We start from the raw sequence: 26,752 nt of genomic DNA, 5'->3' as shown, positions 1-26,752 counted from the left end.
CACATCTGCACAGATCGGGCAGCCCGTGCGCGACCACCTGGAGCCCTTGGCGGGGCAGCAGCCCGCCGTACCCGTCCAGCGGCACCCGCCGCCCGGCGCGGGTGCCTCCGGCGAGGCGGCCCCCGGCGCGCCCGGGCGGCTGGCGGAGCGGCTGGCCGCGCTGGACCGGGCGGCCCGGCGGATCAACAGCTCGCTGGACCTGACGGCCACCCTGCGCAACCTGGGCCGGGTGCTCGTCCCGGCGGTGGCGGACGCCCTGGTGGTGCTGGTCCGCGACCCGCTGCCGGACGTGGAGCGCGAGCAGGGCCCGCCCGGGCGCTGCGGGTGCGGCACACCTGCGGCACCCGGCTGGGCCGCCGCGCGGGGGTGCGCCCGGTGCTGCCCGGCAGCGGCCTGGAACGCGCTGGCCCACCGCGCCCCGGTCGGGCCGACGGTGCTGGGCGCCGGGCGCGGCGGCCTGGCCGCCGAACTGCTGGGCGCCCGGGCGCTGGGCCGGCTGCCGGCCGGGACGGCGCTGCTGGCGCTGCCGCTGCACGGGCGGCGGGCCGCGCTCGGCATGCTGCTGCTGGTGCGCCGACCGGGCCCGGACGGCAGCGCGGCGGGCTTCGACCCGGCCGACACGGCGACCGCCGCGCACCTGGCCACCCACGGCGGCCTGGCGGTGGACACCGCGCTGCGCTACACCCGCGAGTGGGAGATCGCCGACGAGTTGCAGCGCTCGATGCTGCCCGCGCACCTGCCGCAGCCGCACGGCGTCCGGCTGGCGCACCGCTACCTGCCGGGCGAGCGCGGCGCGCAGGTCGGCGGCGACTGGTACGACTCGATCCCGCTGCCCGGCAACCGGGTCGCGCTGATCACCGGCGACGTGATGGGCCACTCGCTGACCTCGGCCGCCGTGATGGGCCAGCTGCGCACCTCCGCGCAGACCCTGGCGGGCCTGGACCTGCCGCCGCACGAGGTGCTGTACCACCTCGACGAGCAGGCCCAACGGCTGGGCCGCGAACACCACTTGGCGACCTGTGTGTACGCGGTGTACGACCCGATCGCGGGCCGGGTGCGGATCGCCAACGCCGGGCACGTGCCGCCGGTGCTGATCGGCCCGGACGGCACCAGCGAGCTGCTGGACCTGCCCTCGGGCGCGCCGATCGGCGTCGGCGGGGTGGACTTCGCCTCGGTGGAGCTGCCCGCACCGCCCGGTTCGGCGCTGCTGCTGTTCACCGACGGCCTGGTGGAGACCCGCCGCCGCCCGCTGGGCACCGGCCTGGAGCTGCTGCGGGCCCGGCTGGCGGGCGGCAACCGGCTCACCCCGGACCAGCTGTGCCAGGAGGCGCTGCGCATCCTGCCGCCGGGCGACCGGGCCGACGACATCGCGCTGCTGGCGGCCGCGTTCGACGGCATCCCGGCCGGGGACGTCGCGCACTGGCACCTCCAGCCCCGGCACGAGACGCCGGGCCGGGCGCGTCGGCTGGCGGGGCACGCGCTGCGCCGGTGGGGTCTGGAACACCTGTCGGAGAACTGCGAGTTGATGGTCAGCGAGCTGGTCACCAACGCGATCCAGCACGCCACCCGGCCGGTGACGCTGCGCCTGGTGCGCACCTCGCTGCTGCGCTGCGAGGTCGGCGACGACTCCCCGGCGCTGCCCCGCACCCGCCGGGCCGGGCCGGAGGAGGAGCGCGGGCGCGGCCTGCAGATAGTGGCCAGGTGCGCGGACCGCTGGGGTGCGACCCGGCTGGGCGCGGGCAAGGTGGTCTGGTTCGAGCAGCGGCTGGACCGGCCCTAGGCGCCGGCCGCCCGGTCCTCCCCGGCCCCCCGTTCCTCCCCGGCCTGCCCGGTTTCCCGCACCAGCCGGTCGAGCGCGTCGAGCACGTCGGGGCCGAGCACGGCGAGGGCCAGCGGGCGGCTGCGGCGCAGGGCGAGGACGGTGCGCAGCACGTCGGCATGGTGGATCTCGCGCAGCGCGGCGGCGTACTCGGCGGCCTCGGCCGGGGTGGCGGCGGCCCGCCAGGTCAGCAGCAGGGCCTTGACCACGGCGAACATCATCCGCCGGCCGCGCACCAGTTCGGGCCGCTCGTTGAGGCCGAACACCTCGATGGTGGCCTCGCCGCGGACGGTCAGCGGGTCGTACGCGCCGGAGTCCAGGTAGAGCCGCAGGTGGTCGGCCGGGTCCTCGCGGCAGGGGTCGACCAGCAGGCCGTCGCCGGTGGCGGGGTCGCGCGGGAAGCGGTCGCGCTTGCGGTTGCTGTTGCAGTGCGCGCAGGCCAGCAGGTGGTTCTGCCAGTCGAAGGTGCGCAGCGGGGCCTGGGCGATCGGCTCGAAGTGGTCGATGTCGGTGCCCAGGTTGTCGCCGCAGTACATGCAGCGCTCCAGGCCGGGTGCCATCTGCCGCAGCATCAGCCGGAGTTGGGCCTTGGGGCGGACGGCGCGGCGCCAGGCGGCCCGCCCGGAGGCGGTGTTGAGCCCGGCGGCCCGCACCTGGGCGGTGGCGCGTTCGAGTTCGGCGGCCAGCCGGGGCTGGAGCGGCGGCCGCTGGAGCGGGATCACCCGTCCCTGCCGAGCAGCCGGGCGGTGACCTCGTCGACCCGGGCGGTCAGCGAGCTGTTCAGCTTGGCGCCCAGTTCGCGGTACTCGGCGAGTTCGGCTTCGCTGGCCTGCCCGGCGTACATCTTGCGCTCCAGGCGCACCAGCATCCGGCGTTCGGCCTCGGCGGCGGGCGAGTAGGCGCTGGGCAGCGCGAAGAGTTCGGACAGCGCGGTGTCCTCGCCGCTGCCGTACAGCACCCGCTGCCGCAGTTCCTCGTCCAGCCGGCGGGGGGCGCGCTCCTCGTCCGGGCCGGGCAGCCGGATCAGCGCGCCGGGGTCGGCGGCCTGGCAGACGTACGGGCTGTGGGTGGCGACCAGGAACTGGGCGTGCGGGAAGCGCTCGGTCAGCCACGGGCCGATCCGCTGCTGCCAGGCCGGGTGCAGGTGCCGGTCGACGTCGTCGAGCAGCACCGGGCCCCGGAGTTCGGGGGCGGCCGCGAGCTGGCTGGCCAGCCGGGTCAACCCGGCGGTGCCGTCGCCGAGTTCGTCCAGCGGGAGTTCCAGGCCGGCGCGGGCCACGGTCTGCCGCCGCGGGTCGGCGACCCGCCAGCCGGCCGGCAGCACCTCGGCCGCCAGCTCCGCGTCCAGCGGGACGCGGCGGCCCTCGGCGCGCAGCGGGTAGCGGGCGCGGGCGGGCCCGGCGGGTCGCCGACCCGCCAGCGCGGGGCCGGGTCGGCCCGGACCCAGCCCCCGGTGCCCCAGTGCGCGGCGGGGCCGGGGGGCAGGGCGCCGAGCGCCATCGCGAGCACCCGCAGCAGGGCGGTCTTCCCGCTGCCGTTCGGCCCGGCGAACACCGTCCACCCCGGGCCGGGCGGGATCGTCACGTCGACCTCGCGCACGCCCTCGAAGCACTTCACCCCGGACACCCTGATCCGCGACACGTACACCGGACCACCCCCTCGGAGCGGTTTATGCCCATGCCCCGGCCCGCACACGCCCGGCCGGGAGGTGAACGTGACGCGGCGTCAACCCGGCCGCGGGGCGGCGCCGTCGCCCGTTCGGGTGAGGCGGCGGGCCCGTCAGGCGGCGAGGCGGACCGGCAGCCCCCGCAGGGCCTCGCGCAGGGCCGCCGCGAAGCGGCCGTACTCGCCGGTGCGGGCGGAGCCGGGCCGGTGGGCGAGGCCGATCCGGCGGCCGGGGGCGGGGTGGGCGAAGCGGACGGCGGCGAGCCGGTCGGTGCGTCCGGTCTCGACGTCGAGCGCGGTGGCGGGCAGCAGGGTGACGCCGAGGCCGCCGGCCACCAGCTGGACCAGGGTGGAGAGCCCGGCGGCCCGGGTGCTGCCGCCGGCCGGTTCGGCGCCGACCTCGCGGCAGATGTCGAGCGCCTGGTCGCGCAGGCAGTGCCCCTCCTCCAGCAGCAGCACGTCCAGGTCGAGCAGCGCGTCGCGGGGCACGTCGATCCGTCCGGCGAGTTCGTGCTCGGGCGGCACGACCAGCACGAAATCCTCGTCGAACAGCGGGATCTCGGCCACCGGCAGCGCCCCGCCGGCGGGCAGGGCGAGCAGCAGCAGGTCGAGCCGCCCGTCGCCGAGGCCGTTCAGCAGCGAGGGGGTGCGCTCCTCGTGGACGTGCAGTTCGAGGTCGGGGTAGGCGTCGCGGACCAGCCGCAGCACGGTGGGCAGCAGGTAGGGCGCGACGGTGGGGATCACCCCGAGGTGCAGCGGGCCGGTGAACGGGCGGCGGGCGGCCTCGGCCTCCTCGGTGAGCGCGTGCAGCGCGGACAGCACCCGCCGGGAGTGCTCGGCGATCCGCTCGCCGAGCGGGGTGATCACGACCCGCCGGGTGGTCCGCTCGACCAGCTGCGCGCCGAGCGAGTCCTCCAGCGCGGCGACCGCCCCGGACAGCGCGGACTGGCTGGTGCCGATCGCGGCGGCGGCGTCCCGGAAGTGCCGGTGCTCGGCGACCGCCGCGAAGGCCCGCAGCTGGGAGACGGTGGGGGTGCGGGGCGCGCTGGGTTTCACGGTGCTGCTTCCTGCCGGCGGAGGTGCTCCGTCCAGTCTGCCGCACTGATCGGACTTGCCTATCGGAGGCTCCCGCAGAACCGATTTCACTGATCAGTAACCGTGTGCAAGGGTGGGAGGTGTCCGCAATCCGGACATCCCTCGTCCCAACCCTGGAGATGCGACGTGCTGACGATCGGCGACAAGTTCCCCGAGTACGAACTCAACGCCTGCGTGGACCTCGAGGCCGCGAACGCCTTCGCCGAGATCAACCACAAGTCCTACGAGGGCAAGTGGCGCGTCGTGTTCTTCTGGCCGATGGACTTCACCTTCGTCTGCCCGACCGAGATCGCCGCGTTCGGCAAGCTGAACGAGGAGTTCGCCGACCGCGACGCCCAGATCCTCGGCGTCTCCGGCGACTCCGAGTACGTCCACCACGCCTGGCGCAAGGACCACAAGGACCTGCGCGACCTGCCGTTCCCGATGCTCGCCGACATCAAGCACGACCTGATGCGGGCCTGCGGCGTCGAGGGCGCGGACGGCACCGCCCAGCGCGCGGTGTTCATCGTCGACCCGAACAACGAGATCCAGTTCGTCATGGTGACCGCCGGCTCCGTCGGCCGCAACCCCAAGGAGGTGCTGCGGGTCCTCGACGCCCTGCAGACCGACGAGCTGTGCCCGTGCAACTGGAACAAGGGCGAGGACACCCTCGACGCCCAGTCCCTGCTGGCCGGCTGACCCGATGGCGCTCGACGAACTCAAGGCCGCCCTGCCGGACTACGCCAAGGACCTGAAGCTCAACCTCGGCTCGGTGATCGGCAACTCCGACCTGCCGCAGCAGCAGCTCTGGGGCACCGTCCTCGCCTGCGCGATGGCCACCCGCTCCCCGATCGTGCTGCGCGAGCTGGAGCCCGAGGCCAAGGCCAACCTGAAGCCCGAGGCCTACGAGGCCGCGAAGGGCGCGGCCGCGATCATGGCGATGAACAACGTCTACTACCGGACGCTGCACCTGCTCTCCGACAAGGAGTACGGGACGATGCGGGCCGGCCTGCGGATGAACATCATCGGCAACCCGGGCGTCGACAAGGTCGACTTCGAGCTGTGGTCCTTCGCCGTCTCGGCGATCAACGGCTGCGGCCAGTGCCTCGACTCGCACGAGGGCGTGCTGCGCAAGGCCGGTGTCGACCGCGAGGTGATCCAGGCCGCGGTCAAGATCGCCGCGACCGTCCAGGCCGTCGCCGCGGTGCTGGACGCGGAGGCGCAGCTCCCGCGCTAGGCGCGCGAGACGGCGGGGTCCGCCCCGGGAGGGTTCTCTCCCGGGGCGGACCCCGCCGCGTTCCGGGCCGGTCGCCCGCGCTCGTGACCGGGGGCTAGCCCTTCCGGGCCGCTTCGATGGCCTGGAAGACCTCCTGCCCGGCCGCGTTGCGTTGGCGCAGGTGGCCGGTGACGGTGTTGGTGACGGCGATCAGCGGGACGGCGACGATCGCGCCGGGGATGCCGCCGATGATGGAGCCGGCCGCGACGCCGAGCACGACGGCGAGCGGGTGCACCCGGACGGCCCGGCCGAGGATGAGCGGCTGCAGGATGTGGCCCTCCAGCTGCTGGACGCCGATCAGGATGACCAGCACCGCCAGGGCCTTGCCGACGCCGCCGGTGGTGACCAGCGCGATCAGCACCGCGATGGTGCCGGTGACCAGCGCGCCGACCAGCGGCACGAACGCGCCCAGGAAGATGATCACCGCGAGCGGGATCGCCATCGGCACGCCGACCATGCTGATCCCGATGCCGATGCAGAGCGCGTCGATGAAGGCGACGGTGACGGTGCCGCGCACGTACGCGGTGAGGGTGGACCAGGCCTTGGGGCCGGCGCCGGCCATCGCGTAGCGGGAGTGCCGGGGCAGCCCGCGCAGCACCCAGCTCCAGATCCGGGCGCCGTCGTAGAGCAGGAAGAAGGTGGTGAACGCGGTGAGCACCACGCCGGTGAGCAGTTCGACGGCGATGGTGACGCCGGTGAAGCCGGCCGAGGTGAGCGCCTCGGAGTTCTTGCCGATGGCGGTGGTGATCTGGTTGGTGAAGTTGTTGAGCTGGTCCGGGGTGAGGTGGAAGGGGCCGTTCAGCAGCCAGTCGCGCAACTGCCGGACGCCGTCCTGGACCTGGGTGGTGACCGAGTCGAGGTTGCTGGAGACCTGCCAGAACACGAACCAGCCGACCAGGCCGATGCTGGCCAGGCCGGCCAGGAAGGTGACGACGGCGGCCAGCGAGCGGGGGACGCCGTGCCGGCGCAGCCAGGAGACGGTGGGTTCGAGCAGGGCGGAGATGAGCAGGGCGGCGATCGCGGAGAAGGCGACCAGCTTGAGGGTGTCGATGACCCGGAAGACCACGTAGAGGGCGACGCCGATCAGCAGCAGCCGCCAGGTGGACTCGGCGGCGACCCGCAGCGTCCAGGGCACGGCGTCGACCGGGTTGGCGGGGCGGCCGAGCGGGGCGCTGCCGAGCGGGTGCTCGGGGGGCTCCGGGGCGCGCGGGGCGGGGACGGCGTCGTCGGTGCGCACGGCCGCTCCTTCCGGTGGTGTGCCGTCCCCGCCCTGCCGTCCGGCGAACTGGCGGGCCGCCTGTTCGGCGGACAGCAGGGCGGCCCGTTCGGCGGCGAGTTCGACGGCCTGTTCGGCGGCGAGGACGTGCGCCTCGGCGGAGATGGCCGCGCGGCGGCGGCGTTCGGCGGCGGCGAACAGGCCGGCCGCGACCGCTCCCATCTTGGCGATGCCGCGCCAGCGGCCACCGCCCGTCTCTTCCGTCACTGCCCGGTCTCCCCCGTGTCGTCTGCCGTGGGCCGCGGATCGCGCGGCCGTCGGTGAGGAACGCTACCCGCCGTCGGGGGGCCCGGTCCCGGGGGTGTCTCGACCGGCGGCCGGACAGGCCCGGCAAATCAGCCGTTATACGAACGTTTCGCCGGATGCCCGCGGGGAAGGGGTGAAAACAGAACGGACCTTCTGCAGGCGGACCGGCCGGGAGCGGAGGAAACCAGGACCCGCTCCGTTCCCCCGCGTCCGCACCGAGCCGTCACCGCCCGCGGCGCACTGGTCAGCGTCGCCGGGGCGGGGCGGCCCGCGCCGTGGCCGCCGCCGCGCGGCGGCAGCAGCACGAAGGGCCCCGGTCCCGTGGGCGGAATCGGGGCCCTTCCGCGTGCGCGGCGGCCGGTGGCCCGGGGCGGTCGGCCGGGCCGGTGGGCCCGGTACCGGCTGCGGGCCTAGTACCAGTTGTGGGCCTGCCAGAACGACCAGGCGCCGCAGGGGCTGCCGTAGCGGCTGTTCATGTAGCTGAGGCCCCACTTGATCTGGGTCTCGGGGTTGGTCCGCCAGTCCGCGCCGGCCGAGGCCATCTTGGAGCCCGGCAGCGCCTGGACCAGGCCGTAGGCGCCGGAGGAGGCGTTGGTGGCGGTGTAGTTCCAGCCGCTCTCGCGCTTCACGATCTGGCTGAAGCACTGGAACTGGTTCGGGTCGCCGACGATCTGGAGCGCCATGTCCTGGACGGACCCGGGGCTGACGGTGGCCAGCACGCTGCGCGCGGCGGCGCGGTTGGCCTCCTCCTTGAGCCGCTTCTCCTCGGCGGCCTTGGCCGCCTTGTCCGCGTCGGCCTTGGCCTGGGCGTCGGCCGCGGCCTTCTGCCGGGCGGCCTCCTCGGCGGCCTTCTTCGCGGCGGTGTCGGCGGAGACCTGCTGGGCGTCGGCCTGGCGGCCGATGCCGTCGCTGACGTTCTGGGCCTGCGCGCCGGTGGGGGCGTCGGCGAGCAGCGTGGCGCTCGCGACGTCGACCGTCTGGACGGCGGCCTTGCCCTCACTGCCAGAGGCCGCACCCACGACGGCACCGACGGCGGTCACCGCGGTGGCGGAGGCGACAGCGACTCCCCGGACCGAGATCCGAGTCACATGGTTTCCTTCCAGCGTCGCCCGTCCTGTGACCGTACGGGCGCGTATCTGCCCCTGGCACTGGCCTCCGTCGAACTGGTCACGGGAGGCTCGGGCTCGGCCGCCTCCCGGGCACAAGCGTCGGGAACTGCGGCTGCGACGAGCGGCGTACGGCTCTGCGGTGTTCAGTTGTCCGCCCGCCGACCTGGGGTGCCGGGCGTGCATTGCCGTACGCGGGGCCTGACAGAACCCACACCATGCCGCACGCGGGTGTGTCTACGCAATTCCCTGTGCCGTGGCGGATCTCACAAACTTTTCGACCTGCGCCTTTGGCCGGCGGCGGGCCGAGGCGACGTCAGTTCGACTGACAGCGAAGGGGCCTGACGCTATGCGCCAGGCCCCTTTGCACCGTTGTGTCCCGTTATGCCTAGGGCTGGATGTCCTCCAGCATCTCGGTCACCAGTGCGGCGATCGGCGAGCGCTCCGAACGCGTGAGCGTCACGTGGGCGAACAGCGGGTGGCCCTTCAGCTTCTCGACCACGGCGACCACCCCGTCGTACCGGCCGACCCGGAGGTTGTCGCGCTGGGCGACGTCGTGGGTGAGCACCACCCGGGAGTTCTGGCCGATCCGGGAGAGCACCGTGAGCAGCACGTTGCGCTCCAGCGACTGGGCCTCGTCGACGATCACGAAGGCGTCGTGCAGCGAGCGGCCGCGGATGTGGGTGAGCGGCAGGACCTCCAGCATGCCGCGGGAGATGACCTCCTCGATCACGTCCGGCGTGGTGACGGCGGAGAGGGTGTCGAAGACCGCCTGCGCCCAGGGGCCCATCTTCTCGGCCTCGCTGCCGGGCAGGTAGCCGAGTTCCTGGCCGCCGACCGCGTACAGCGGGCGGAACACCATCACCTTGCGGTGCTGGCGGCGCTCCAGGACGGCCTCCAGGCCGGCGCACAGGGCGAGCGCGGACTTGCCGGTGCCGGCCCGGCCGCCCATCGAGATGATCCCGATCTCCGGGTCGAGCAGCAGGTCGAGGGCGATCCGCTGCTCGGCGCTGCGGCCGCGCAGGCCGAACGCCTCGCGGTCGCCGCGGACCAGCTGCACCCGGCCGTCGGGGGCCACCCGGCCCAGCGCGCGGCCGCGCTCGGAGTGCAGCACCAGGCCGGTGTGGACGGGGAGCTGCTCGGCGCCCTCGACCTGCAGGGCGTGCTCGTGGCCGGCGAACAGCTGGTCGACCTGGTCGGCGGGGACGTGCAGTTCGGTCATGCCCGTCCAGCCGGAGGTGATCGCCAGCTCGGCCCGGTACTCCTCGGCCAGCAGGCCGACCGAGCTCGCCTTGATCCGCAGCGGCAGGTCCTTGGAGACCACCGTGACGTCGTAGCCCTCGGCCTGCAGGTTGCGGGCGACCGCGAGGATCCGGGTGTCGGCCTCGCCGCCGCCGACCCGGTAGCCGGCCGGGAGGATCGAGGTGTCGGAGTGGTTCAGTTCGACCCGGATGGTGCCGCCGAGCTCGCCCACCGGGATCGGTTCGTCCAGTCGGCCGTGCCGGACCCGGTAGTCGTCCAGCATCCGCAGCGCCTGACGGGCGAAGTAGCCCAGCTCCGGATGGTGCCGCTTGGCCTCCAGCTCCGTCACCACGACGACCGGGAGGACCACCTCGTGCTCCTCGAAGCGCGTCATCGCGAGGGGGTCGGCCAGGAGCACGCTGGTGTCGAGGACGTACGTGCGCCGGTCAGGTGTCCGGCGGCTCTTGGAACTGACCACTAGCCCTCCAGAGCGGGTGACCCGACGTCACCCGCGGCCCACCGGTCCCCGCGGCCCCGCTGGCCGGGGGGACGGTCTGAAGGGTGTATTCCCAGGCGAGGGGCCCCGCATTCGCGCCGGAGCGAACAGCGGGATCACAACGGGTGAACGTTTTCCCACCCGCCCCAGGGGTAGTGGACCCTGACCCGGGGTCAGCGGCCCATCCGCCGGTTGCGCAGCTGGTAGTCGCGCAGCGCCCGCAGGAAGTCGACCTTCCGGAAGGCCGGCCAGTAGGCCTCGCAGAAGTAGAACTCGCTGTGCGCGGACTGCCAGAGCAGGAAACCGGACAGCCGCTGCTCGCCGGAGGTCCGGATCACCAGGTCCGGGTCGGGCTGGCCCTTGGTGTAGAGGTGCTCGGCGATGTGCTCGACGTCGAGGACCTCGGCCAGTTCCTCGATCGAGGTGCCGCGGCCGGCGTGCTCCTGCAGCAGCGAGCGGACGGCGTCGGCGATCTCCTGGCGGCCGCCGTAGCCGATCGCCACGTTGACGGTCAGTCCGTCGACGTGCTCGGTGTCCTGGGCGGCCTGCTTGAGCACCCCGGAGGTGCGGGCGGGCAGCAGGTCGAGCGCGCCCACCGGGTGGACCTTCCAGCGGCCGGCCTCGGCCAGGCCCTGCACGGTGTCCTCGATGATGCCCAGCAGCGGGACGAGCTCCTCGGCGGGGCGGGCCAGGTTGTCGGTGGAGAGCATCCACAGGGTGACCACCCGGACCTCGGTCTCCGCGCACCAGCCCAGGAACTCGCTGATCTTGTCGGCGCCGCGCTGGTGCCCGTAGGCGGTGGTGCCGCCGGTGGCCTTGGCCCAGCGCCGGTTGCCGTCCAGGATCACCCCGATGTGGTGCGGGGTGTTGGCCAGGTGCACCTCCACCCGGCGGCCGTAGAGCCGGTAGGCCTTGTCCAGCAGGGTGCGCAGCCCCGGCGTACGTTCCACCACATCGCGCAGACCCATCGTGAACGGCCCCTCCGTGCTGATTGCTCCGGGTGCGAAATCCCTGCGGCAGCCTACTCCGCCCGGGTTTGCGGGCGGCAAAACCGCAGGTACCGGTCTTGTCACAGTGCGCGCACGGGACAAGCTACGGAACGGTATCCGAATCCTTAAACGGCCCCTAAACCGGATTCCGGGTCTTGACGCTTGCCATTGGTCTAGTCCAGCGTGTGGTCAGCACCACAGCGGACCCTCCCCCACAGCGGAGCCGCCGCGACCCCCACCGCGGCGGCTCTCCCCGACATTCCCGGCGTGCCTCCCCACACCCCACACCCCCACTCCCCTGCACTGGAGCCTGTCATGGCCCGTACCCTGCAGCAGCCGTCCCACCGGCGCCGCAACAAGATCCCGGCCGTCCTCGCCACCGCGACCGCGCTGGCCCTGGCCGGCACCGGCCTGGCCCTGTCGGCCGGCGGTGCGAACGCCGCGGTCGGCAACCTGGTCAACAACGGCGGCTTCGACTCCGGCCTCTCCGGCTGGAACTGCGTCGGCACCACCTCCGCGGTCTCCACCCCGGTGCACTCGGGCACCGGCGCGCTGTCCGCCACCCCCGGCGCCGGCGACACCGCCGAGTGCACCCAGACCGTCTCGGTCCTCCCCAACACGGCCTACTCGCTCAACGGCTGGGTCCAGGGCCAGTACGTCTACCTGGGCGCCCGCGGCACCGGCGGCACCGACCCGTCCACCTGGTCCGCGCAGAGCGCCTGGAACCAGCTGAACACCACCTTCACCACCGGCGCCAACACCACCAGCGTCACCCTCTACGTGCACGGCTGGTACGGCCAGCCCACGTACTACGCGGACGACATCCAGCTGATCGGCCCGGGCGGCACCGCCTCCCCGACCCCGTCGGCCTCCGCCACCTCGGCCTCGCCGTCGGCCTCCGCGTCGCCGTCCAGGAGCGCCTCGCCGTCCGCGTCGGCCTCGCCCTCGCAGAGCGCCTCCCCGTCGGCGTCCTCCTCGCCGTCGCCGTCCGCGTCGTCGAGCACCAGCAACCCGCCGTCCAACAGCACCCTGCCCAAGCACGTGCTGACCGGCTACTGGCAGAACTTCGACAACAACTCGACCGTGCAGAAGCTGCGCGACGTGCAGTCCGCGTACGACATCATCGCGGTCTCCTTCGCCGACGCGACCACCACCCAGGGCGCGATCTCCTTCACCCTGGACCCGGCGCTGGCCACCAAGCTCGGCGGCTACACCGACGCCGACTTCAAGGCCGACATCGCCGCCAAGCACGCGGCCGGCAAGAAGGTCGTCCTCTCCATCGGCGGCCAGAACGGCGCCATCTCGGTCGCCAGCTCCGCCGCCGCCACCGCGTTCTCCGACTCGGCCTACAAGCTGATCCAGCAGTACGGCTTCGACGGCATCGACGTCGACCTGGAGAACGGCGTCAACGCGACCTACATGGCGCAGGCGCTGCACACCCTGGCGGCCAAGGTCGGCCCGAACTTCATCCTGACCATGGCGCCCGAGACCATCGGGATGTACTCCACCGCCGGTGCGTACTTCCAGCTGGCCCTCGCCACCAAGGACATCCTGACCGTCGTCAACACCCAGTTCTACAACTCGGGCGGCATGAACGGCTGCGACGGCAAGGTCTACACCCAGGGCACCATCGACTTCATCACCGCCCAGGTCTGCACCCACATCCAGGGCGGCCTGCGTCCGGACCAGGTCGGCATCGGCGTCCCGGCCTCCACCAAGGCGGCGGGCGGCGGCTACGTCAACTCCACCGTGGTGAACAACGCGCTGGACTGCCTGGCCACCGGCAACCACTGCGGCAGCTTCGTCCCGCCGGCCAAGTGGCCGACCATCCGCGGCGCGATGACCTGGTCGACCAACTGGGACGCCAACAACGGCAACGACTTCTCCAACAACGTCGGCGCCTTCACGCACAACATGCAGTAACCGGAGAGCCGGTGCACCGCTCCTCGAGGGTGGGGCAGGTGCACGACACAGGGGCCCGTCGTACCGCTGGGGTACGGCGGGCCCCGCCCGTTCCGGGGCCGGTCAGCCGCCCGCCGCCAGCACCGCCGCCAGGGTGCCCAGCAGCATCGCCGGGCCGAACGCCAGCTCGCTGCGCCGACCCGCCCGGCGCAGCACCAGCAGGGCCACCGCCCACAGCGCCGCGACCACCCACATGTAGAGGACACCGGCGTACACCGCCGGCCAGCCCGCCAGGCCCAGCACCGCGCCCAGGCTCGGCGCCAGCTTGGCGTCGCCCAGGCCCACCGGGGCGAGCAGCGCCAGCAGCAGGAACGCCAGCCCGAGGGCGGCCGCCGCCAGCGCGCAGCGCAGCCACACCGCCGGGCGGTGGTCGGCGAGCGGCACCAGGACGGCGGTGCCCAGGAACAGCGGGAGCGTCAGCGCGTCCGGCAGCCGCTTGACCGCGGCGTCCACGAAGCCCAGCACGGTGCCGAACAGGGCCAGCCACACCAGCACCGGCAGCCACCGCTCCGGGGCCCAGGCGCCCAGGGCCGCGCCGGTCGCCGCGGCCGCCGCCTCGACCGCCAGCGGCGGCGGGCCGACCCGCTCGCCGTGCCGCGCGCACCGGCCGAGCGGGGTGGGCAGGCAGCTGCGCCACGGCTCGCCGGAGGGCACCGCGTACCTGGCCGCCGCGGGCCTGAGCAGCGCTCCCGCGAACAGCCCCAGCACGGCCCCGACCACTGCCCCGACCATCCGGCCCTCCCCTGGCGCTCGGTCGCGACCCTACCGTCCGACAGCCGTTCGCCCGTCCGTGTCCAGGTGGCGAACAGCACTCGGTGATCGGCGTAACGCGCCCGTAAAGTAGGCGGGTATGCAGGTCATCCAGTCCAGCAAGCTCGCCAACGTCTGCTACGACATCCGCGGCCCGGTCCTCGACGAGGCGATGCGGCTGGAGGAACAGGGCCACCGCATCCTGAAGCTGAACACCGGCAACCCCGCCGCGTTCGGCTTCGAGGCGCCGCCGGAGATCCTCCAGGACATCCTCCGCAACCTGAACTCCGCGCACGGCTACGGCGATTCGAAGGGCCTGCTCTCGGCGCGCCGCGCCGTGGTCATGCACTACGAGGAGCGCGGCCTGCACGGCCTGTCGGTCGAGGACGTCTACCTCGGCAACGGCGTGTCCGAGCTGATCCAGCTCGCCATGACCGCGCTGCTCGACGACGGCGACGAGGTGCTCGTCCCGGCGCCCGACTACCCGCTGTGGACGGCCTCGGTCTCGCTGGCCGGCGGCACCGCGGTGCACTACCGCTGCGACGAGCAGGCCGAGTGGTACCCGGACCTGGCCGACATCGCCGCGAAGATCACCGACCGCACCCGGGCGATCGTGGTGATCAACCCGAACAACCCCACCGGCGCGGTGTACCCGCGCGAGCTGCTGGAGGGGATCGCCGAACTCGCCCGCCGACACCGGCTGGTGATCTACGCGGACGAGATCTACGACAAGATCCTCTACGACGGCGTGGAGCACACCCCGCTGGCCACCCTGGCGCCCGACCTGTTCTGCGTCACCTTCAACGGCATGTCCAAGTCCTACCGGGTGGCGGGCTTCCGCTCCGGCTGGATGGTGCTCTCCGGCGACCGGCACCGGGCCCGCTCCTACATCGAGGGCCTCAACGTGCTGGCCTCGATGCGGCTGTGCGCCAACATGCCCGCCCAGCACGCGGTCGCCGCGGCGCTCGGCGGCCGGCAGTCCATCCGGGACCTGATCCTGCCCGGCGGCCGGCTGCTCGCCTCCCGGGACGCGGCGTACAGGCTGCTGAACGAGATCCCCGGCGTCTCCTGCGTCAAGCCGAAGGGCGCGCTGTACGCCTTCCCCCGGCTCGACCCGCAGGTCTACAAGATCAAGGACGACGCGCAGATGGTGCTGGACCTGCTGCGCTCGCAGCGGATCCTGATCGTCCAGGGCACCGGCTTCAACTGGCCCGACCCGGACCACTTCCGGCTGGTCACCCTGCCGCGCCCGGAGGACATCACGGACGCGGTCACCCGGATCGGCGACTTCCTGGCCGGCTACGCCCAGCCGTAGCGGCCGTCCGCCCCGCACCCCCGGCGGGTTCCCGGGGGTGCGGGGCGGACCGCTGCGTCAGTCGCCCAGGCGCTTGACCAGCGCCCGGTACTCCTCCCACAGCTCGCCCGGCGTGTGCGCGCCGAACAGCTCCAGGTGGGCCGGGACGAGCGCGGCCTCCTGCTTCCAGATCTCCCGGTCGACCGTGAACAGCAGCTCGCGGTCGGCGTCGGAGAGCTCCAGCCCGTCCAGGTCGAAGCCGTCCACCTCGGGCAGCACGCCGATCGGCGTCTCGACGCCCGCCGCGGTGCCCTCCAGGCGCTCGACGATCCACTTCAGGACGCGGCTGTTCTCGCCGTAGCCGGGCCAGACGAACTGGCCGTCGGCGTTCTTCCGGAACCAGTTGACGTAGTAGATCTTCGGCAGCTTCTCCGGGTCGGCGTCCGCGCCGACCTTGAGCCAGTGCGCGAAGTAGTCGCCCATGTTGTAGCCGCAGAACGGCAGCATGGCGAACGGGTCGCGGCGCAGTTCGCCGACGGTGCCCTCGGCGGCGGCGGTCTTCTCGGAGGCGATGTTGGCGCCGAGGAAGACCCCGTGCTGCCAGTCGAAGGACTCGGTGACCAGCGGGACGGCGGTGGCCCGGCGGCCGCCGAACAGGATGGCCGAGATCGGCACGCCGGCCTGGTCCTCCCACTCGGGGGCGATGGTCGGGCACTGCGCGGCTGGGACGGCGAACCGCGCGTTCGGGTGGGCGGCGGGGGTGCCGGACGCGGGCGTCCAGTCGTCGCCGCGCCAGTCGGTGAGGTGCGCGGGCGGCTGCTCGGTCAGGCCCTCCCACCAGACGTCGCCGTCGTCGGTGAGCGCGACGTTGGTGAAGACGGTGTTGCCCCACAGGGTCTTGATCGCGTTGGCGTTGGTGTCCTCGCCGGTGCCGGGGGCGACGCCGAAGAAGCCCGCCTCCGGGTTGATCGCGTAGAGCCGGCCGTCGGCGCCGAAGCGCATCCAGGCGATGTCGTCGCCGATCGTCTCGACCTTCCAGCCCGGAATGGTCGGCTGGAGCATCGCCAGGTTGGTCTTGCCGCAGGCGGACGGGAACGCGGCGGCGACGTACTTCACCTCACCGGAGGGCGGGGTGAGCTTGAGGATCAGCATGTGCTCGGCCAGCCAGCCCTCGTCACGGGCCATGGTGGAGGCGATCCGCAGCGCGTAGCACTTCTTGCCGAGCAGGGCGTTGCCGCCGTAGCCGGAGCCGTAGGACCAGATCTCCCGGGTCTCCGGGAAGTGCGAGATGTACTTGGTGGTGTTGCACGGCCAGGCGACGTCCGCCTCGCCCTCGGCGAGCGGGGCGCCCACCGTGTGCACGGCCTTGACGAACTCGCCGTCCTCGCCGAGCTGGTCGAGCACGGCCTGCCCCATCCGGGTCATCACGCGCATCGAGACGGCGACGTACGCGGAGTCGGTGACCTCGACGCCGTACGCGGCCAGCGGGGAGCCGACCGGGCCCATCGAGAACGGCACCACGTACATGGTGCGGCCGCGCATCGCGCCGCGGAACAGGCCGTCCTCGCCCTGGAAGACCTCGCGCATCTCGGCGGGGGCCTTCCAGTGGTTGGTCGGGCCGGCGTCCTGCTCGCGCTCGGAGCAGATGAAGGTGCGGTCCTCGACGCGGGCGACGTCGGACGGGTCGGAGGCCGCGTAGTAGGAGTTCGGGCGCTTGGTCTCGTCGAGCTTGGTGAAGGTGCCCTGGGCGACCAGCTGTTCGGCGAGGCGGTGGTACTCCTCCTCCGAGCCGTCGCACCAGACGACGCGGTCCGGCTGGGTGAGGTCGGCAATCTCGTTGACCCAGTCCACCAGGAGCTGGTGGCGGGTGGGCGCGGACTCGGCGAGCGCAGAGATCTGAGGCGGCACGATCGCTCCGTTTCACACCATCTCGGCCAGGAGACGGCTTCGCGGGGGTTGAGGGTGGTTACACGGTAGCCCCGGATCGCCACCCCATCTTCGTCCAATTGGCGCCATTGACGAGATCTTTACTACACGGTGTCTGATTCGGGGGCTCCGTGACGCCCTGCGCATGCCCCGGCGAGACCTTGATCACTCGACCCCAATGCTCCATAACGTACAAAAGTGAGAGTCGCCACTTCACTACGAGCCAGTAACCTACGGTTCCGTAAGATGTTGCCCATGACCGCGGAAGCACTGGAGCTCATGAAGCCCAAGTGGCGTGGCTGGCTGCACGCCGGAATGTTCCCGGCCGCCCTGGCCGCCGGAATCGTGTTGATCTGCCTGGCCGACTCGACGGCGGCGCGGGTCGCCTGCGTCGTCTACTCGGTGAGCGCCTGGATGCTGTTCGGGGTGAGCGCGGTCTACCACCGCTTCACCTGGGGCCCGCGCGGCGAGGCGGTGCTGCGCCGGCTCGACCACGCCAACATCTTCCTGATCATCGCCGGGACGTACACCCCGTTCACCATGCTGCTGCTGGACGGCGCGCGGCAGCAGGTGCTGCTGTGGCTGGTGTGGGGCGGCGCGCTGGCCGGGATCGCGTTCCGGGTGTTCTGGGTCGGCGCCCCGCGCTGGCTGTACACCCCGTGCTACGTGGCCCTCGGCTGGGCGGCGGTGTTCTTCCTGCCCGACTTCCTACACAAGGGCGGCCCGGCCGTCCTGACGCTGATCGTCGTCGGCGGCGCGCTCTACACGATCGGCGGGGTGGTCTACGGCCTCAAGCGCCCGAACCCGTCACCGCGCTGGTTCGGCTTCCACGAGGTCTTCCACGCCCTCACCCTGGGCGCCTTCATCGTGCAGTACGTGGGGGTCTCCCTGGTGGCGTACACCGTCGCCTCCTGACCCCCGACCCCTAGTGGCGAACCGGCTGGGCCCTGGTCTCCAGCCGCTCCCGGGCCCGACGGCAGCGCTCGCAGTGCGCCGCGTCGGGCCCTTCGCCCGCCGTCCGCCGGTGGGCCCGCCCCCGGAACCGGTACCCGACCCAGGCCATCACCGCCAGCACCTCGACCGCGGAGACCGCCCACACCAGGCGGGCCCCGCCGATCAGGTACCCGGCTATGACGGCCAGCGCGGCCAGCACACCGACCACGCCGCTCCAGAACCGCGCCGCACCGTACTCCATCGGCAAACCTCCCGCCGGCCGACAGGCCTTCTGACACGTCGTCAGAGAACTCCCCACCTACAGTGACATGTTCAGCACGGTCCGGGGGCGAACGGGGGATCAACAACGCGTCAATAACAGTGGTGGGAATCCTGTAGGAGGCTCTCCGGTTCGGGCCCGGGGCACGGTCTCCGGTTCGGGCCCGGGGCGCGGCGAGGGGGTCAGTCCACCAGGAGCACCAGCTTGCCCGCGACCCGGCCGCCGTCGCCCGCCCGGTGCGCCTCGGCGGCGTCGGCCAGCGGGAAGGTGCCGGCGATCTCGGCCCGCAGCAGGCCGCGCTCGGCGAGTTCGGCGATCGCCGTCATGCCGGCGTGGTCGGCCTCGACCAGCATCATCGCGGTCCGCACCCCGAGCCGGGCCGCCTCCTCGGCCAGGCCCTCGACGGGGAACGGGAGGATCGACACCAGCAGTCCGCCCCGGCGCAGCGTGCGCAGCGAGCGGAGCTGGTAGTCGCCGCCGATGGCGTCCAGCACCACGTCGACGTCGCGCACCGTCTCGGCGAAGTCGACCGCCCGGTAGTCGACCGGCTCGTCCACCCCGATCCGGCGCAGGAAGTCGTGCTTGCCCGCGCTGGCGGTGCCGATCACGTACGCGCCGCGGGCCTTGGCGATCTGCACCGCCAGGTGCCCGACCCCGCCGGCCGCGGCGTGCACCAGGACCCGGTCCCCGGCCCGCACCTGCGCGGTGTCCACCAGCGCCTGCCAGGCCGTCAGCGCGGCCAGCGGCAGCGCGCCCGCCTGCACCGGTTCGACCGAGGCGGGGCGGCGGGCGAAGGCCCGGGCCGGGCCGACCACGTACTCGGCGTGCGAGCCGGCCCCGTGCGGGTAGGGCAGCATGCCGAACACCTCGTCGCCGGGGGCGAACAGGGTCACGCCGAGGCCGACCGCCTCGACCGTGCCCGCCGCGTCCCAGCCCAGGACGAACGGGGGCCGCCCCAGGAAGAGGCCCGACTGCCGGTGCTTCCAGTCGGTCGGGTTCAGGCCCGCGGCCCGGACCCGGACCAGTACCTCGCTCGGGCCGGGCTCCGGGCGGGGGCGCTCCACCACCCGCAGCACCTCGGGGCCGCCGAGGGCGTCCTGGCTGATCGCGCGCATGGTGCCGGTGGTGTTTCCAGTGTTCTCGGTGCTCGTGGTGCTCGCGGTGCTCGCGGTGTTCGTCGTCATGTCCTCCAGCCTGGCGGCGGCGGGCGGCCCGCCGTGAGTGGCAAGATGGTCACTGTCCGATGGAATCCTGCCAGGAGGTCCGCCATGGCCACCGACCCGCTGTGCGCCGCGCCGTCCGACCCGGCGGCCTCACCGCCGACCGCGCCGCCCGCCGGGGCGGCGAGCGCACCGCACCGGGTCGCCGTGCTCGCCCTGGACGGCGTGTACCCGTTCGAACTGGGCATCCCCAAGCGGGTGTTCGGCAGCACCGACGGCCTGTACCGGCTGTCCACCTGCACCGTCGACGGCCGTCCCGTCCGCACCGACGCCGACTTCGGCCTCACCCCCGACCACGGGCCGGAGGTCCTCGCCACCGCCGACACCGTGGTCATCCCGCCGTTCGCACCCGTCCCCGCCACCCCCGGCCTCGACCCCGCCGTCGCCGCCGCGCTGGCCCTGGTCCGGCCCGGCACCCGGCTGATCTCGATCTGCACCGGCGCCTTCGTGCTCGCCGCCGCCGGGCTGCTCGACGACCGTCCGGCCACCACCCACTGGGCCCTCGCCGACCACTTCCGCCGCCTCTTCCCGCGGGTCCGGCTCGACGCCGACGTGCTGTTCGTCGACGACGGGCGCATCCTCACCTCGGCGGGCGCGGCGGCCGGCGTCGACCTCTTCCTGCACGTCCTGCGCAACGACCACGGCACCGCCGCCGCCAACCGGGCCGCCCGGCTCTGCGTCGTTCCGCCCTGGCGCGACGGCGGCCAGGCCCAGTACATCGAGCACCCCGTCCCCACCGCCGGGAGCACCGGCACCGCCCCCACCCGCGACTGGGCCCTCGCCCGGCTGCACCAGCCGCTGACCCTCGCCGAACTCGCCGCCCACGCGGCCATGAGCACCCGCACCTTCGCCCGCCGCTTCCAGGAGGAGACGGGCCAGAGCCCCGGCCGCTGGCTCACCCAGCAGCGCATCGCCCTGGCCCGCCACCTGCTCGAAGCCACCGACCTCAGCGTCGACCAGGTCTCCACCCGCGTCGGCTTCGCCAACCCGGTCTCGCTGCGCCAGCACCTGCACAGCGCGATCGGCGTCTCCCCGCTCGCCTACCGGCGCACCTTCGCGGGGAAGGAGTAGGAAACGACCCACTCCGGGGAACGACCCTCCCCGGCGCACGGCCCGCCCCGGCGCACGGCCCGGACGGGGGAACGGCCCCGACCGGGGAACGGCCCGGACGGGGAGGGCCCCGCCGTTCCCCGGGGCGGGGTACCGGGGAACGGCGGGGCCTGCGCTCAGTACGCGATGCGCGCCCGGCGCCGCCGCAGCCCGAGCGCCGCACCGGCCAGGACCGTGATCCCGACCGCGGCCCCGGCCGTGAGCAGCGGCGCGGCGCCGGTGCCCGGGGCCGCCGTCTCGAAGCCGCCCGCCTTGCCGGAGGCGTCGTACGCGGAGCCGGGCAGCTTGTCCCCGTAGCGCTGGTGGACGAGCCGCTGGTAGGCCGCGACGGTGGTGCCGTGCGCGCCGACCGAGCGGCGGGCGTCCTCGTCGAGCGGGAGGACGCGGCCGTCCTTGAGCTCGTACCAGGCGTCGAGCTGGGGTTCGCGGAAGGCGGTGCCGCCGTCCGCGGCAGCCGCGGCCGCGTAGTCGGTCTCGTCGCCGCCGGAGGCGATGTTGACGACCCGCCAGCCGCCGCCCTGCCGGGCGGTCCAGACCGAGGCGCGCTGTCCGTCCGCGGCGACGGCGGTGGTCGCGGTGAACTCGACCTCGGCGACCGGGGTGCCGGCCCGGCCGGCGACGAAGGCCGCGGAGAGGGTGTAGACGGGCACGGTGTCACCGGTGAGGCGGGGGGCGGCCGCGGTCGCGGCCCGGGCCTCGTCGGCGGCGCTGATCCCGAGCCGCTGGGTGGGCGGCACGCCCTTGCGGGCGAAGAAGTGCCCCAACTGGTCGATCACGGCGGGCTGTTGGGTGGCGCTGCGGGCGGCGGCCAGCTCGCCGGGGCCGGGCGCGGCGGGGGCGTCGGCGGCGTGGGCCGCGGGCGCGAGGGCGAGGGTGAGCGCGACGGCGGCGAGGGCGGTCGCGGTGCGGGTGGCGCGGACGCGGTGGTTGCTCATGGCGGGTCTCCTCACGCGCCGATCCGGTACAGGGAGTGGGTCCAGGAGAAGGACCCGTTGCTCACGTAGTAGTTGTAGTCGCCCCAGTTGTAGCGGTAGTTGGACGGCCACGGGTCGCCCCAGTACAGCCAGTTGTTGCCGGGGTCGTAGCCGTACAGGACGTTCATGTGGCCGCCGCCGGAGCTCCACTGGATGCGGGTCTCGACCGGCCGGCCGGCGTCGATCTCGCCCTGCACGGTGGCGTAGCGCAGGTACCCGTTGACGTACGAGCCGGTGCTGATGCCGATCCGGTACAGCGCGTTCTGCACCTCGGCCAGGCTGGCCTGGCTGTTGGGGCAGGAGGAGTTGACGGAGCGGCCGAACGCCAGGTTGCAGAACTGGTTCTGGCTGTAGGTGTAGCCGTAGTAGGTGGCGATGGTGTTGCCGCTCGCCGCCCAGCACCAGTTGGTCTGCTGCTGGGCCTGCATGGTGATGTTCAGGGTCCGCGCGGTGCCGGCCAGCGCCGGGGCCTGGGGGGCGGCGGGGGCGGCCGCGGCGGGGACGGCGGTGTCGGGGGCCGCCTGGGCGGGAGTGGTGGCGGCCACGCTCAGCGCCGGGGCGAGGACGCCCAGGGCGAGTGCGGCGACCGTCCGGCGCAGCCGGATCGGGAGGTGTGGCATGGGGGTGGTCCTCCTGGCAGGGGCGAGGAGTGGATGTGGGGGGAGCGGCGTCCGGACGGCGCGGGAAGAGCATCCGGCCCGGCCGGTGCGCAGGTCAACGGCCGTCTCCGGCAAGGGAGTCGGGGTGTGAACGGGCCCGGCCCGGGTGTGAACGCGACGGCCCTGGGCAGCGCGGATATCGTCCGGGCCGATGACAGGGCGGCCCGGAGGTGTGAATATTCACGGTCAACCCACGGTCGATCGAGGAGGTGGCCGTTGCAGCAGCCGTCCGCACCGCCCGAGTTGGTCCTCGCCCTGCGCACCGGGCCGTTCCACCTCGCGCTGCGCTCCGCGATCGCCGCCCGCGGCCTCGCCCTGCACCGGCTGCGCGAGCGGCTGGCGCAGCGCGGCGTGCGGGTCGGGGTGACCAGCCTCAGCTACTGGCAGCAGGGGCTGCGGCGACCGGAGCGGGCCGAGTCGCTGCGCGCCGTCGCCGCGCTGGAGGAGGTGCTGGAGCTGCCCGAGCACTCGCTGACCCGGCTGCTCGGCCCCCGCCGCGGCACCCCCGGCCCCGCCCCGGCCGGTCCGGCGGTCCGCCCGTACCGGGACCTGATCAGCCCGGCCGAGGCGGTCGACGGGCTGCTCGCGGTGCTGTCCGGGCCGCCCGACACCGGGCTGCACACCATCACCCACATCGAACGGATCAGGGTGGGCGCGGACCGGCGGCTGCTGCGCCGCGACTCCCAGCACGTGCTGCGCGCGCACCGCGACGGCATCGACCGCTACCTGGCCATCTACCAGGGCGATCCGGGCTGCGACATCGAGCGCGTCCGGGTCCGGGCCGAGGAGAACTGCCGTCCCGGCCGGATCCGCCGCGACGGCGCCGCGAACCTGCTGGTGGCCGAACTGCTGCTGGACCGCCGGATGCGCACCGGCGACACCCACCTGCTCGGCTACGGCTTCGACGAGGCCCCGTCGACCGGCCCGAGCCACGAGTACGTGCGCGGCTTCAACGCGGGCGCCGGCCAGTACGTCCTGCAGGTGACCTTCGACCCGGCCGCGCTGCCCGTCCGCTGCGACCGGTTCACCCAGCGCACGCCCGGACAATCCCCCCTGGAGATCGAGGAGTTGACCCTCGACGGGCACCACTGCGCGCACCTGGTGGCCGCCGACCTGCCGCCCTGCCTGCTCGGCCTGCGCTGGGACTGGGAGTGAACCGCGTCCACCGGGGGCCGCCGGGGGTTCCGGAGGGCCGGAGGGCCGTCCGCACCGGAGGCCACCGGGGGTTCCGGGGCCTACCGGAGGAGCACGTGCACCGCGTCCTCCACCGGGACGTAGCCGATCCGCTGGTAGATCGCGTTGCTGGTCGGGTTGGCGAGGTCCGTGTACAGCAGCACCTCCGCCGCGCCGCCGGCCCTCGCGTGGGCGGAGGCCGCCGCCGTCAGCGCGCTCGCGTGGCCGCGGCCGCGCAGCTCCGGCGGCGTGTAGACCGGGCCGATCCGGGACATCCCGGCGACCGCCGGGCTGGCCCCGGCCATCGCGACGACCCGCCCGTCCGCGTCCTCCCGGACCAGCAGGGCGCGGGCGGCGATCCGCTGGTCGGCTTCGAGCAGCGGGTCCTCGGGGGCGCGCACCCCGGCCTCGACGCAGAACGCGGCGAGCCACTCGGCGAGCAGTTCCCGGTCGGCCGGCTCGGCGAGCCTGGACCGACCGGCCGGCGGGGCCGCCGGTGGCGTCAACTCGCCCAGTCGGTAGAGCCGTTCGTGGAATTCGACGGACCAGCCGCGGCCGGTGTGCCGTTCCCGGGCCGCCGCGAAGGCCAGCACGGCCTCCCGCCCGCCGCCGACGTCCGCGTTCCCGTCCCCGTCCCCGTTCCCGTCCGCGTTCCCGTTCCCGGGCCGCTCCTCCCGCTCGGCCGGCTGCTCGGCGGCGAGCAGGAGGGCCAGCGCTCCGGCGGCCTCGGCGGTCATCCGTCCGAGGCGCTGTCCGTGCGGCGGGGTGCGCAGGGTGGCGCCGGTGACGGTGCCGTCCGGCTCCCGCCACCAGCCGTAGCGCGGCGGGGCCTCGCCGTAGACGTGCGGGCCGTCCCGGCCGATCCGGTCGACGATGGTGAGCAGCACGGTGTTCCCGACCGGGTCGGCCGCGAGGAACTCCCCCGCTGCGGTGCGGAACTCGTCCAGCGAGGTGGTGAGGGTCCAGGCCATGGCCCATCCTCACCCGTCCCCGCCGCCCGCGGCCATCGGTTATCCCGCGGCGCCTTCCGTTCCCTCCGCGCCTTCCGCTCCCGCCGTGCCTTCCGTTCCCTCCGCCCCTACCGTTCCCGCGGTTTCCGGGCGCAGCCGTCCGGCCAGTTCGGCGGCGTCCGCGGTCGGGCGCTCGCAGACGAAGTGCCGGCACACGTACGCGGCGGCCCGGCCGTCCAGCAGCGGGCGGTCGGCGAGCAGCGGCACCTCGGTGTCGCCGCTCTCGCCGACGGCGACCACCGCGCCGGGCGCGGTGGCCCGCAGCGCGGTCAGGTGCAGGGCGGCCCGCGCGGGATCGTCGGGGGCGCCGATGACGGCGACCTCGCGGGGGCCGTCGAGCAGCGCCTCGGCGACGGCCAGACCCCAGCCGGTGAACCGGGGGGCGCGGGTGCCGAGGGTCGAGACGATGCCCAACGCCCGTTCGGCGGCGGTGCGGTGGCGGGCCGATCCGGTGTACGCGGCGTACCCGAGCAGGGCGCCCGCGGCGGCGGTCCAGCCGGACGGGGTGGCGTTGTCGGTGGGGTCCTGCGGGCGGCGGATCAACTGCTCGGCGTCGTCCGCGGTGTCGTACAGCGCGCCGGACGCCTCGTCGGTGAAGTGCAGCAGCACCAGGTCGAGCAGCTCGCCGGCCAGTTGCAGCCAGGAGCTGTCCCCGCTGACGGCGTACAGCGCGAGGAAGCCCTCGGCGGTGTCCGCGTAGTCCTCCAGCACGCCCGCGTTGGCGCCCGCCCGGCCGTCCCGGGAGGTGCGCAGCAGCCGTCCCTCGGGCGTCAGGTGGACGGTGATCAGCAGGTCGGCGGCGCGCTCGGCGGCCTCGACCAGGTCGGGGCGCTCCAGCAGGGCGCCGGCCTCGGCGAGCGCGGCGATCGCCAGGCCGTTCCAGGCCGCCACCACCTTGTCGTCCCGGGCGGGGGCGGGGCGCCGCGACCGCGCCTCGAACAGCTTCGCCCGGATCTCCTGGTACTCCTCCCGGTCCTCCGGGTCCTTGGGCAGCTGGAGCACCGAACTACCGTGCTCGAACGTCCCGGTGACGTCGAACAGCCCGACCGCGCGGGCGGCGTCCGCCGCCCCCAGCACCTGCTCCAGCTGCTCCGGCGTCCACGCGTAGTACGCGCCCTCGGCGGTCCTCCCGCTCGCCTCGTCCAGCGAGTCGGCGTCCAGCGCGGAGGCGAACCCGCCCTCGGGGGTGCGCAGTTCGCGCAGCAGGAAGTCGGCGGTCTCCAGCGCGACCCGGCGCGCCCGCTCCTCGCCGGTGGCCCGCCACAGGTGCAGGTACACCCGCAGCAGCAGGGCGTTGTCGTACAGCATCTTCTCGAAGTGCGGCACCGTCCAGGTCGCGTCCACCGCGTACCGGGCGAAGCCGCCGCCGAGCTGGTCGTAGATCGCGCCGCGCGCCATCGCCTCGCAGGTGCGCTCGGCCATCTGCAGCGCCGCCGCCGACCCGGTCCGCGCGTGGTGCCGCAGCAGGAACTCCAGCACCATCGACGGCGGGAACTTCGGCGCCCCGCCGAAGCCGCCCCGCCGCTCGTCGAACGACCGCGTCAACTCCACGACCGCCCGGTGCAGTTCGTCCTCCCCCGGCGGCTGACCGACCCCGCTGCCCACCGCGTACACCGAGGCCCGCTCCGCCAGGTCCCGGCTGATCCGCCCGGCCACCTCGCCGACCTCGTCCCGCCGCCCCGTCCAGGCCTTGTCGACCCCCTCCAGCACCTGCCGGAACGAGGGCATCCCGTGCCGCGGCTCCGGCGGGAAGTACGTCCCGAAGTAGAACGGCTCCTTCTCCGGCGTCAGGAACACCGTCATCGGCCACCCGCCCTGCCCCGTGGCCGCCTGCACCGCCTCCATGTACACCGCGTCGACGTCCGGCCGTTCCTCCCGGTCGACCTTCACCGCCACGAACCGCTCGTTCAGGAACCCCGCCGTCGCCTCGTCCTCGAACGACTCGTGTGCCATCACATGACACCAGTGGCAGGCCGCGTACCCCACCGACAGCAGCACCGGCACCCCACGCCGCGCCGCCTCCGCGAACGCCTCGGGGGACCACTCCCACCAGTCGACGGGGTTGTCGGCGTGCTGCTGCAGGTACGGGGACGTCGCGTTCGCGAGTCTGTTCATGTCCACATCGTTGCACGCTGCGGGACTTCGAGGCTGATCAAACACAGTCTGGCGGCTCCGGCGAACGACCACGAGAACGGGCGCGATGCCCCGCGTGTGGCGGGTGCGCCCGAGGGCTGGAAACTCCGTGCCAGAGGCGCTGAGCCGGCCTCCGATG

Annotated in this window: 24 protein-coding genes; 8 read left to right on the top strand and 16 right to left on the bottom strand. The window is 73.8% G+C overall.

Annotated elements, in window-relative coordinates:
* Nucleotides 1-25 precede the first annotated feature (25 nt).
* Nucleotides 26-1,780, top strand: coding sequence for an ATP-binding SpoIIE family protein phosphatase (locus HUT16_RS21875; protein ID WP_176189809.1), 1,755 nt, complete (start codon nucleotides 26-28; stop codon nucleotides 1,778-1,780).
* On the opposite strand, the gene HUT16_RS38455 is transcribed toward HUT16_RS21875, so the two are convergent.
* The 4 genes from HUT16_RS38455 to HUT16_RS21855 form a co-directional block, all read right to left on the bottom strand.
* On the bottom strand, nucleotides 1,777-2,541 hold the full coding sequence (locus HUT16_RS38455; protein WP_254897931.1) for an HNH endonuclease: 765 nt from the start codon (nucleotides 2,539-2,541) through the stop codon (nucleotides 1,777-1,779). The genes HUT16_RS21875 and HUT16_RS38455 overlap by 4 nt on opposite strands.
* Nucleotides 2,538-3,098: an AAA family ATPase gene (locus HUT16_RS21865; protein WP_176189808.1), complete on the bottom strand. Its 561-nt coding sequence runs from the start codon at nucleotides 3,096-3,098 to the stop codon at nucleotides 2,538-2,540. The genes HUT16_RS38455 and HUT16_RS21865 overlap by 4 nt, the downstream gene beginning before the upstream one ends.
* Nucleotides 3,038-3,445 (bottom strand): ATP-binding protein, encoded by a 408-nt coding sequence (locus tag HUT16_RS38450; protein ID WP_303392088.1) that lies wholly within the window; start codon nucleotides 3,443-3,445, stop codon nucleotides 3,038-3,040. Before HUT16_RS38450 ends, HUT16_RS21865 begins: the two co-directional genes overlap by 61 nt.
* A 153-nt stretch (nucleotides 3,446-3,598) precedes the next feature.
* The gene (locus HUT16_RS21855) at nucleotides 3,599-4,540 is read right to left on the bottom strand and encodes a LysR substrate-binding domain-containing protein (RefSeq protein ID WP_176189807.1); all 942 of its coding nucleotides are present in this window, start codon (nucleotides 4,538-4,540) and stop codon (nucleotides 3,599-3,601) included.
* A gap of 165 nt (nucleotides 4,541-4,705) precedes the next feature.
* Between HUT16_RS21855 and HUT16_RS21850 the strand changes: the two genes are divergently transcribed.
* Together HUT16_RS21850 and HUT16_RS21845 are read left to right on the top strand one after the other, a co-directional pair.
* Nucleotides 4,706-5,257: a peroxiredoxin gene (locus tag HUT16_RS21850; RefSeq protein ID WP_176189806.1), complete on the top strand. Its 552-nt coding sequence runs from the start codon at nucleotides 4,706-4,708 to the stop codon at nucleotides 5,255-5,257.
* Nucleotides 5,258-5,261: 4 nt separating this feature from the next.
* Nucleotides 5,262-5,795 carry an alkyl hydroperoxide reductase gene (locus tag HUT16_RS21845; RefSeq protein WP_176189805.1) on the top strand — a complete coding sequence of 178 codons (534 nt, stop codon included), beginning with the start codon at nucleotides 5,262-5,264 and terminating at the stop codon, nucleotides 5,793-5,795.
* A gap of 94 nt (nucleotides 5,796-5,889) precedes the next feature.
* Here the strand turns inward: HUT16_RS21845 and HUT16_RS21840 are convergent, their stop codons facing one another.
* The 4 genes from HUT16_RS21840 to HUT16_RS21825 all read right to left on the bottom strand — a co-directional run bounded on the left by HUT16_RS21840 (nucleotide 5,890) and on the right by HUT16_RS21825 (nucleotide 11,168).
* Complete coding sequence (locus HUT16_RS21840; RefSeq protein WP_176189804.1) at nucleotides 5,890-7,317, bottom strand: AI-2E family transporter; 1,428 nt, start codon at nucleotides 7,315-7,317, stop codon at nucleotides 5,890-5,892.
* Nucleotides 7,318-7,766: 449 nt separating this feature from the next.
* Entirely contained in the window at nucleotides 7,767-8,375 is a 609-nt protein-coding gene (locus tag HUT16_RS21835; protein WP_368662705.1) for a transglycosylase SLT domain-containing protein, read from the bottom strand.
* A 475-nt stretch (nucleotides 8,376-8,850) separates the two neighbouring features.
* Entirely contained in the window at nucleotides 8,851-10,182 is a 1,332-nt protein-coding gene (locus HUT16_RS21830; protein WP_176189802.1) for a PhoH family protein, read from the bottom strand.
* Nucleotides 10,183-10,373: 191 nt separating this feature from the next.
* On the bottom strand, nucleotides 10,374-11,168 hold the full coding sequence (locus tag HUT16_RS21825; RefSeq protein ID WP_176189801.1) for an isoprenyl transferase: 795 nt from the start codon (nucleotides 11,166-11,168) through the stop codon (nucleotides 10,374-10,376).
* 336 nt (nucleotides 11,169-11,504) lie between these two features.
* Between HUT16_RS21825 and HUT16_RS21820 the strand changes: the two genes are divergently transcribed.
* Nucleotides 11,505-13,112 carry a chitinase gene (locus HUT16_RS21820; RefSeq protein ID WP_176189800.1) on the top strand — a complete coding sequence of 536 codons (1,608 nt, stop codon included), beginning with the start codon at nucleotides 11,505-11,507 and terminating at the stop codon, nucleotides 13,110-13,112.
* A gap of 102 nt (nucleotides 13,113-13,214) precedes the next feature.
* On the opposite strand, the gene HUT16_RS21815 is transcribed toward HUT16_RS21820, so the two are convergent.
* The gene (locus tag HUT16_RS21815) at nucleotides 13,215-13,883 is read right to left on the bottom strand and encodes a prepilin peptidase (protein ID WP_176189799.1); all 669 of its coding nucleotides are present in this window, start codon (nucleotides 13,881-13,883) and stop codon (nucleotides 13,215-13,217) included.
* Between the two features lie 118 nt (nucleotides 13,884-14,001).
* Here HUT16_RS21815 and HUT16_RS21810 point away from each other — a divergent pair, with 118 nt between their 5' ends.
* Nucleotides 14,002-15,216 (top strand): pyridoxal phosphate-dependent aminotransferase, encoded by a 1,215-nt coding sequence (locus HUT16_RS21810; protein WP_176189798.1) that lies wholly within the window; start codon nucleotides 14,002-14,004, stop codon nucleotides 15,214-15,216.
* Between the two features lie 57 nt (nucleotides 15,217-15,273).
* Here the strand turns inward: HUT16_RS21810 and HUT16_RS21805 are convergent, their stop codons facing one another.
* Nucleotides 15,274-17,103 carry a phosphoenolpyruvate carboxykinase (GTP) gene (locus HUT16_RS21805; RefSeq protein WP_176189797.1) on the bottom strand — a complete coding sequence of 610 codons (1,830 nt, stop codon included), beginning with the start codon at nucleotides 17,101-17,103 and terminating at the stop codon, nucleotides 15,274-15,276.
* Between the two features lie 273 nt (nucleotides 17,104-17,376).
* Between HUT16_RS21805 and HUT16_RS21800 the strand changes: the two genes are divergently transcribed.
* Entirely contained in the window at nucleotides 17,377-18,036 is a 660-nt protein-coding gene (locus tag HUT16_RS21800; RefSeq protein ID WP_176189796.1) for a hemolysin III family protein, read from the top strand.
* Nucleotides 18,037-18,046: 10 nt separating this feature from the next.
* Here the strand turns inward: HUT16_RS21800 and HUT16_RS21795 are convergent, their stop codons facing one another.
* A complete protein-coding gene (locus HUT16_RS21795) occupies nucleotides 18,047-18,316 on the bottom strand; it encodes a hypothetical protein (protein WP_176189795.1) in 270 nt (89 codons plus the stop codon).
* A gap of 200 nt (nucleotides 18,317-18,516) precedes the next feature.
* Nucleotides 18,517-19,449 carry an NADP-dependent oxidoreductase gene (locus tag HUT16_RS21790; RefSeq protein ID WP_254897929.1) on the bottom strand — a complete coding sequence of 311 codons (933 nt, stop codon included), beginning with the start codon at nucleotides 19,447-19,449 and terminating at the stop codon, nucleotides 18,517-18,519.
* A 153-nt stretch (nucleotides 19,450-19,602) separates the two neighbouring features.
* On the opposite strand from HUT16_RS21790, the gene HUT16_RS21785 reads away from it, so the two are divergent.
* Nucleotides 19,603-20,625: a GlxA family transcriptional regulator gene (locus HUT16_RS21785; protein ID WP_176189793.1), complete on the top strand. Its 1,023-nt coding sequence runs from the start codon at nucleotides 19,603-19,605 to the stop codon at nucleotides 20,623-20,625.
* A 155-nt stretch (nucleotides 20,626-20,780) separates the two neighbouring features.
* Here HUT16_RS21785 and HUT16_RS21780 read toward each other — a convergent pair whose 3' ends face one another.
* Both HUT16_RS21780 and HUT16_RS21775 read right to left on the bottom strand, forming a co-directional pair.
* Nucleotides 20,781-21,599, bottom strand: coding sequence for a hypothetical protein (locus tag HUT16_RS21780; protein ID WP_176189792.1), 819 nt, complete (start codon nucleotides 21,597-21,599; stop codon nucleotides 20,781-20,783).
* A gap of 11 nt (nucleotides 21,600-21,610) precedes the next feature.
* Nucleotides 21,611-22,258 carry a papain-like cysteine protease family protein gene (locus tag HUT16_RS21775; RefSeq protein ID WP_176189791.1) on the bottom strand — a complete coding sequence of 216 codons (648 nt, stop codon included), beginning with the start codon at nucleotides 22,256-22,258 and terminating at the stop codon, nucleotides 21,611-21,613.
* 255 nt (nucleotides 22,259-22,513) lie between these two features.
* On the opposite strand from HUT16_RS21775, the gene HUT16_RS21770 reads away from it, so the two are divergent.
* The gene (locus HUT16_RS21770; protein ID WP_176189790.1) at nucleotides 22,514-23,452 is read left to right on the top strand and encodes a hypothetical protein; all 939 of its coding nucleotides are present in this window, start codon (nucleotides 22,514-22,516) and stop codon (nucleotides 23,450-23,452) included.
* An 80-nt stretch (nucleotides 23,453-23,532) separates the two neighbouring features.
* On the opposite strand, the gene HUT16_RS21765 is transcribed toward HUT16_RS21770, so the two are convergent.
* A complete protein-coding gene (locus HUT16_RS21765; RefSeq protein WP_176189789.1) occupies nucleotides 23,533-24,441 on the bottom strand; it encodes a GNAT family N-acetyltransferase in 909 nt (302 codons plus the stop codon).
* 39 nt (nucleotides 24,442-24,480) lie between these two features.
* Nucleotides 24,481-26,595, bottom strand: a complete 2,115-nt coding sequence (locus HUT16_RS21760) for a thioredoxin domain-containing protein (protein WP_254897928.1) — start codon at nucleotides 26,593-26,595, stop codon at nucleotides 24,481-24,483.
* Nucleotides 26,596-26,752 lie beyond the last annotated feature (157 nt).

The sequence above is a fragment of the Kitasatospora sp. NA04385 genome (genome assembly GCF_013364235.1).
GTDB lineage: Bacteria > Actinomycetota > Actinomycetes > Streptomycetales > Streptomycetaceae > Kitasatospora.
The sequence above is the reverse complement of the archived record's forward strand: the minus strand, read 5'-3'. Positions and strand labels throughout refer to the sequence as shown.

Coding starts and splice junctions, on each gene's coding strand:
- HUT16_RS21820 (WP_176189800.1), top strand. CDS start 11,505: ATGGCCCGTACCCTGCAGCAGCCGTCCCACCGGCGCCGCAACAAGATC.
- HUT16_RS21810 (WP_176189798.1), top strand. CDS start 14,002: ATGCAGGTCATCCAGTCCAGCAAGCTCGCCAACGTCTGCTACGACATC.
- HUT16_RS21775 (WP_176189791.1), bottom strand. CDS start 22,258: ATGCCACACCTCCCGATCCGGCTGCGCCGGACGGTCGCCGCACTCGCC.
- HUT16_RS21825 (WP_176189801.1), bottom strand. CDS start 11,168: ATGGGTCTGCGCGATGTGGTGGAACGTACGCCGGGGCTGCGCACCCTG.
- HUT16_RS21780 (WP_176189792.1), bottom strand. CDS start 21,599: ATGAGCAACCACCGCGTCCGCGCCACCCGCACCGCGACCGCCCTCGCC.
- HUT16_RS21815 (WP_176189799.1), bottom strand. CDS start 13,883: ATGGTCGGGGCAGTGGTCGGGGCCGTGCTGGGGCTGTTCGCGGGAGCG.
- HUT16_RS21765 (WP_176189789.1), bottom strand. CDS start 24,441: ATGGCCTGGACCCTCACCACCTCGCTGGACGAGTTCCGCACCGCAGCG.
- HUT16_RS21800 (WP_176189796.1), top strand. CDS start 17,377: ATGACCGCGGAAGCACTGGAGCTCATGAAGCCCAAGTGGCGTGGCTGG.
- HUT16_RS21795 (WP_176189795.1), bottom strand. CDS start 18,316: ATGGAGTACGGTGCGGCGCGGTTCTGGAGCGGCGTGGTCGGTGTGCTG.
- HUT16_RS21790 (WP_254897929.1), bottom strand. CDS start 19,449: ATGCGCGCGATCAGCCAGGACGCCCTCGGCGGCCCCGAGGTGCTGCGG.
- HUT16_RS21760 (WP_254897928.1), bottom strand. CDS start 26,595: ATGAACAGACTCGCGAACGCGACGTCCCCGTACCTGCAGCAGCACGCC.
- HUT16_RS21845 (WP_176189805.1), top strand. CDS start 5,262: ATGGCGCTCGACGAACTCAAGGCCGCCCTGCCGGACTACGCCAAGGAC.
- HUT16_RS21785 (WP_176189793.1), top strand. CDS start 19,603: ATGGCCACCGACCCGCTGTGCGCCGCGCCGTCCGACCCGGCGGCCTCA.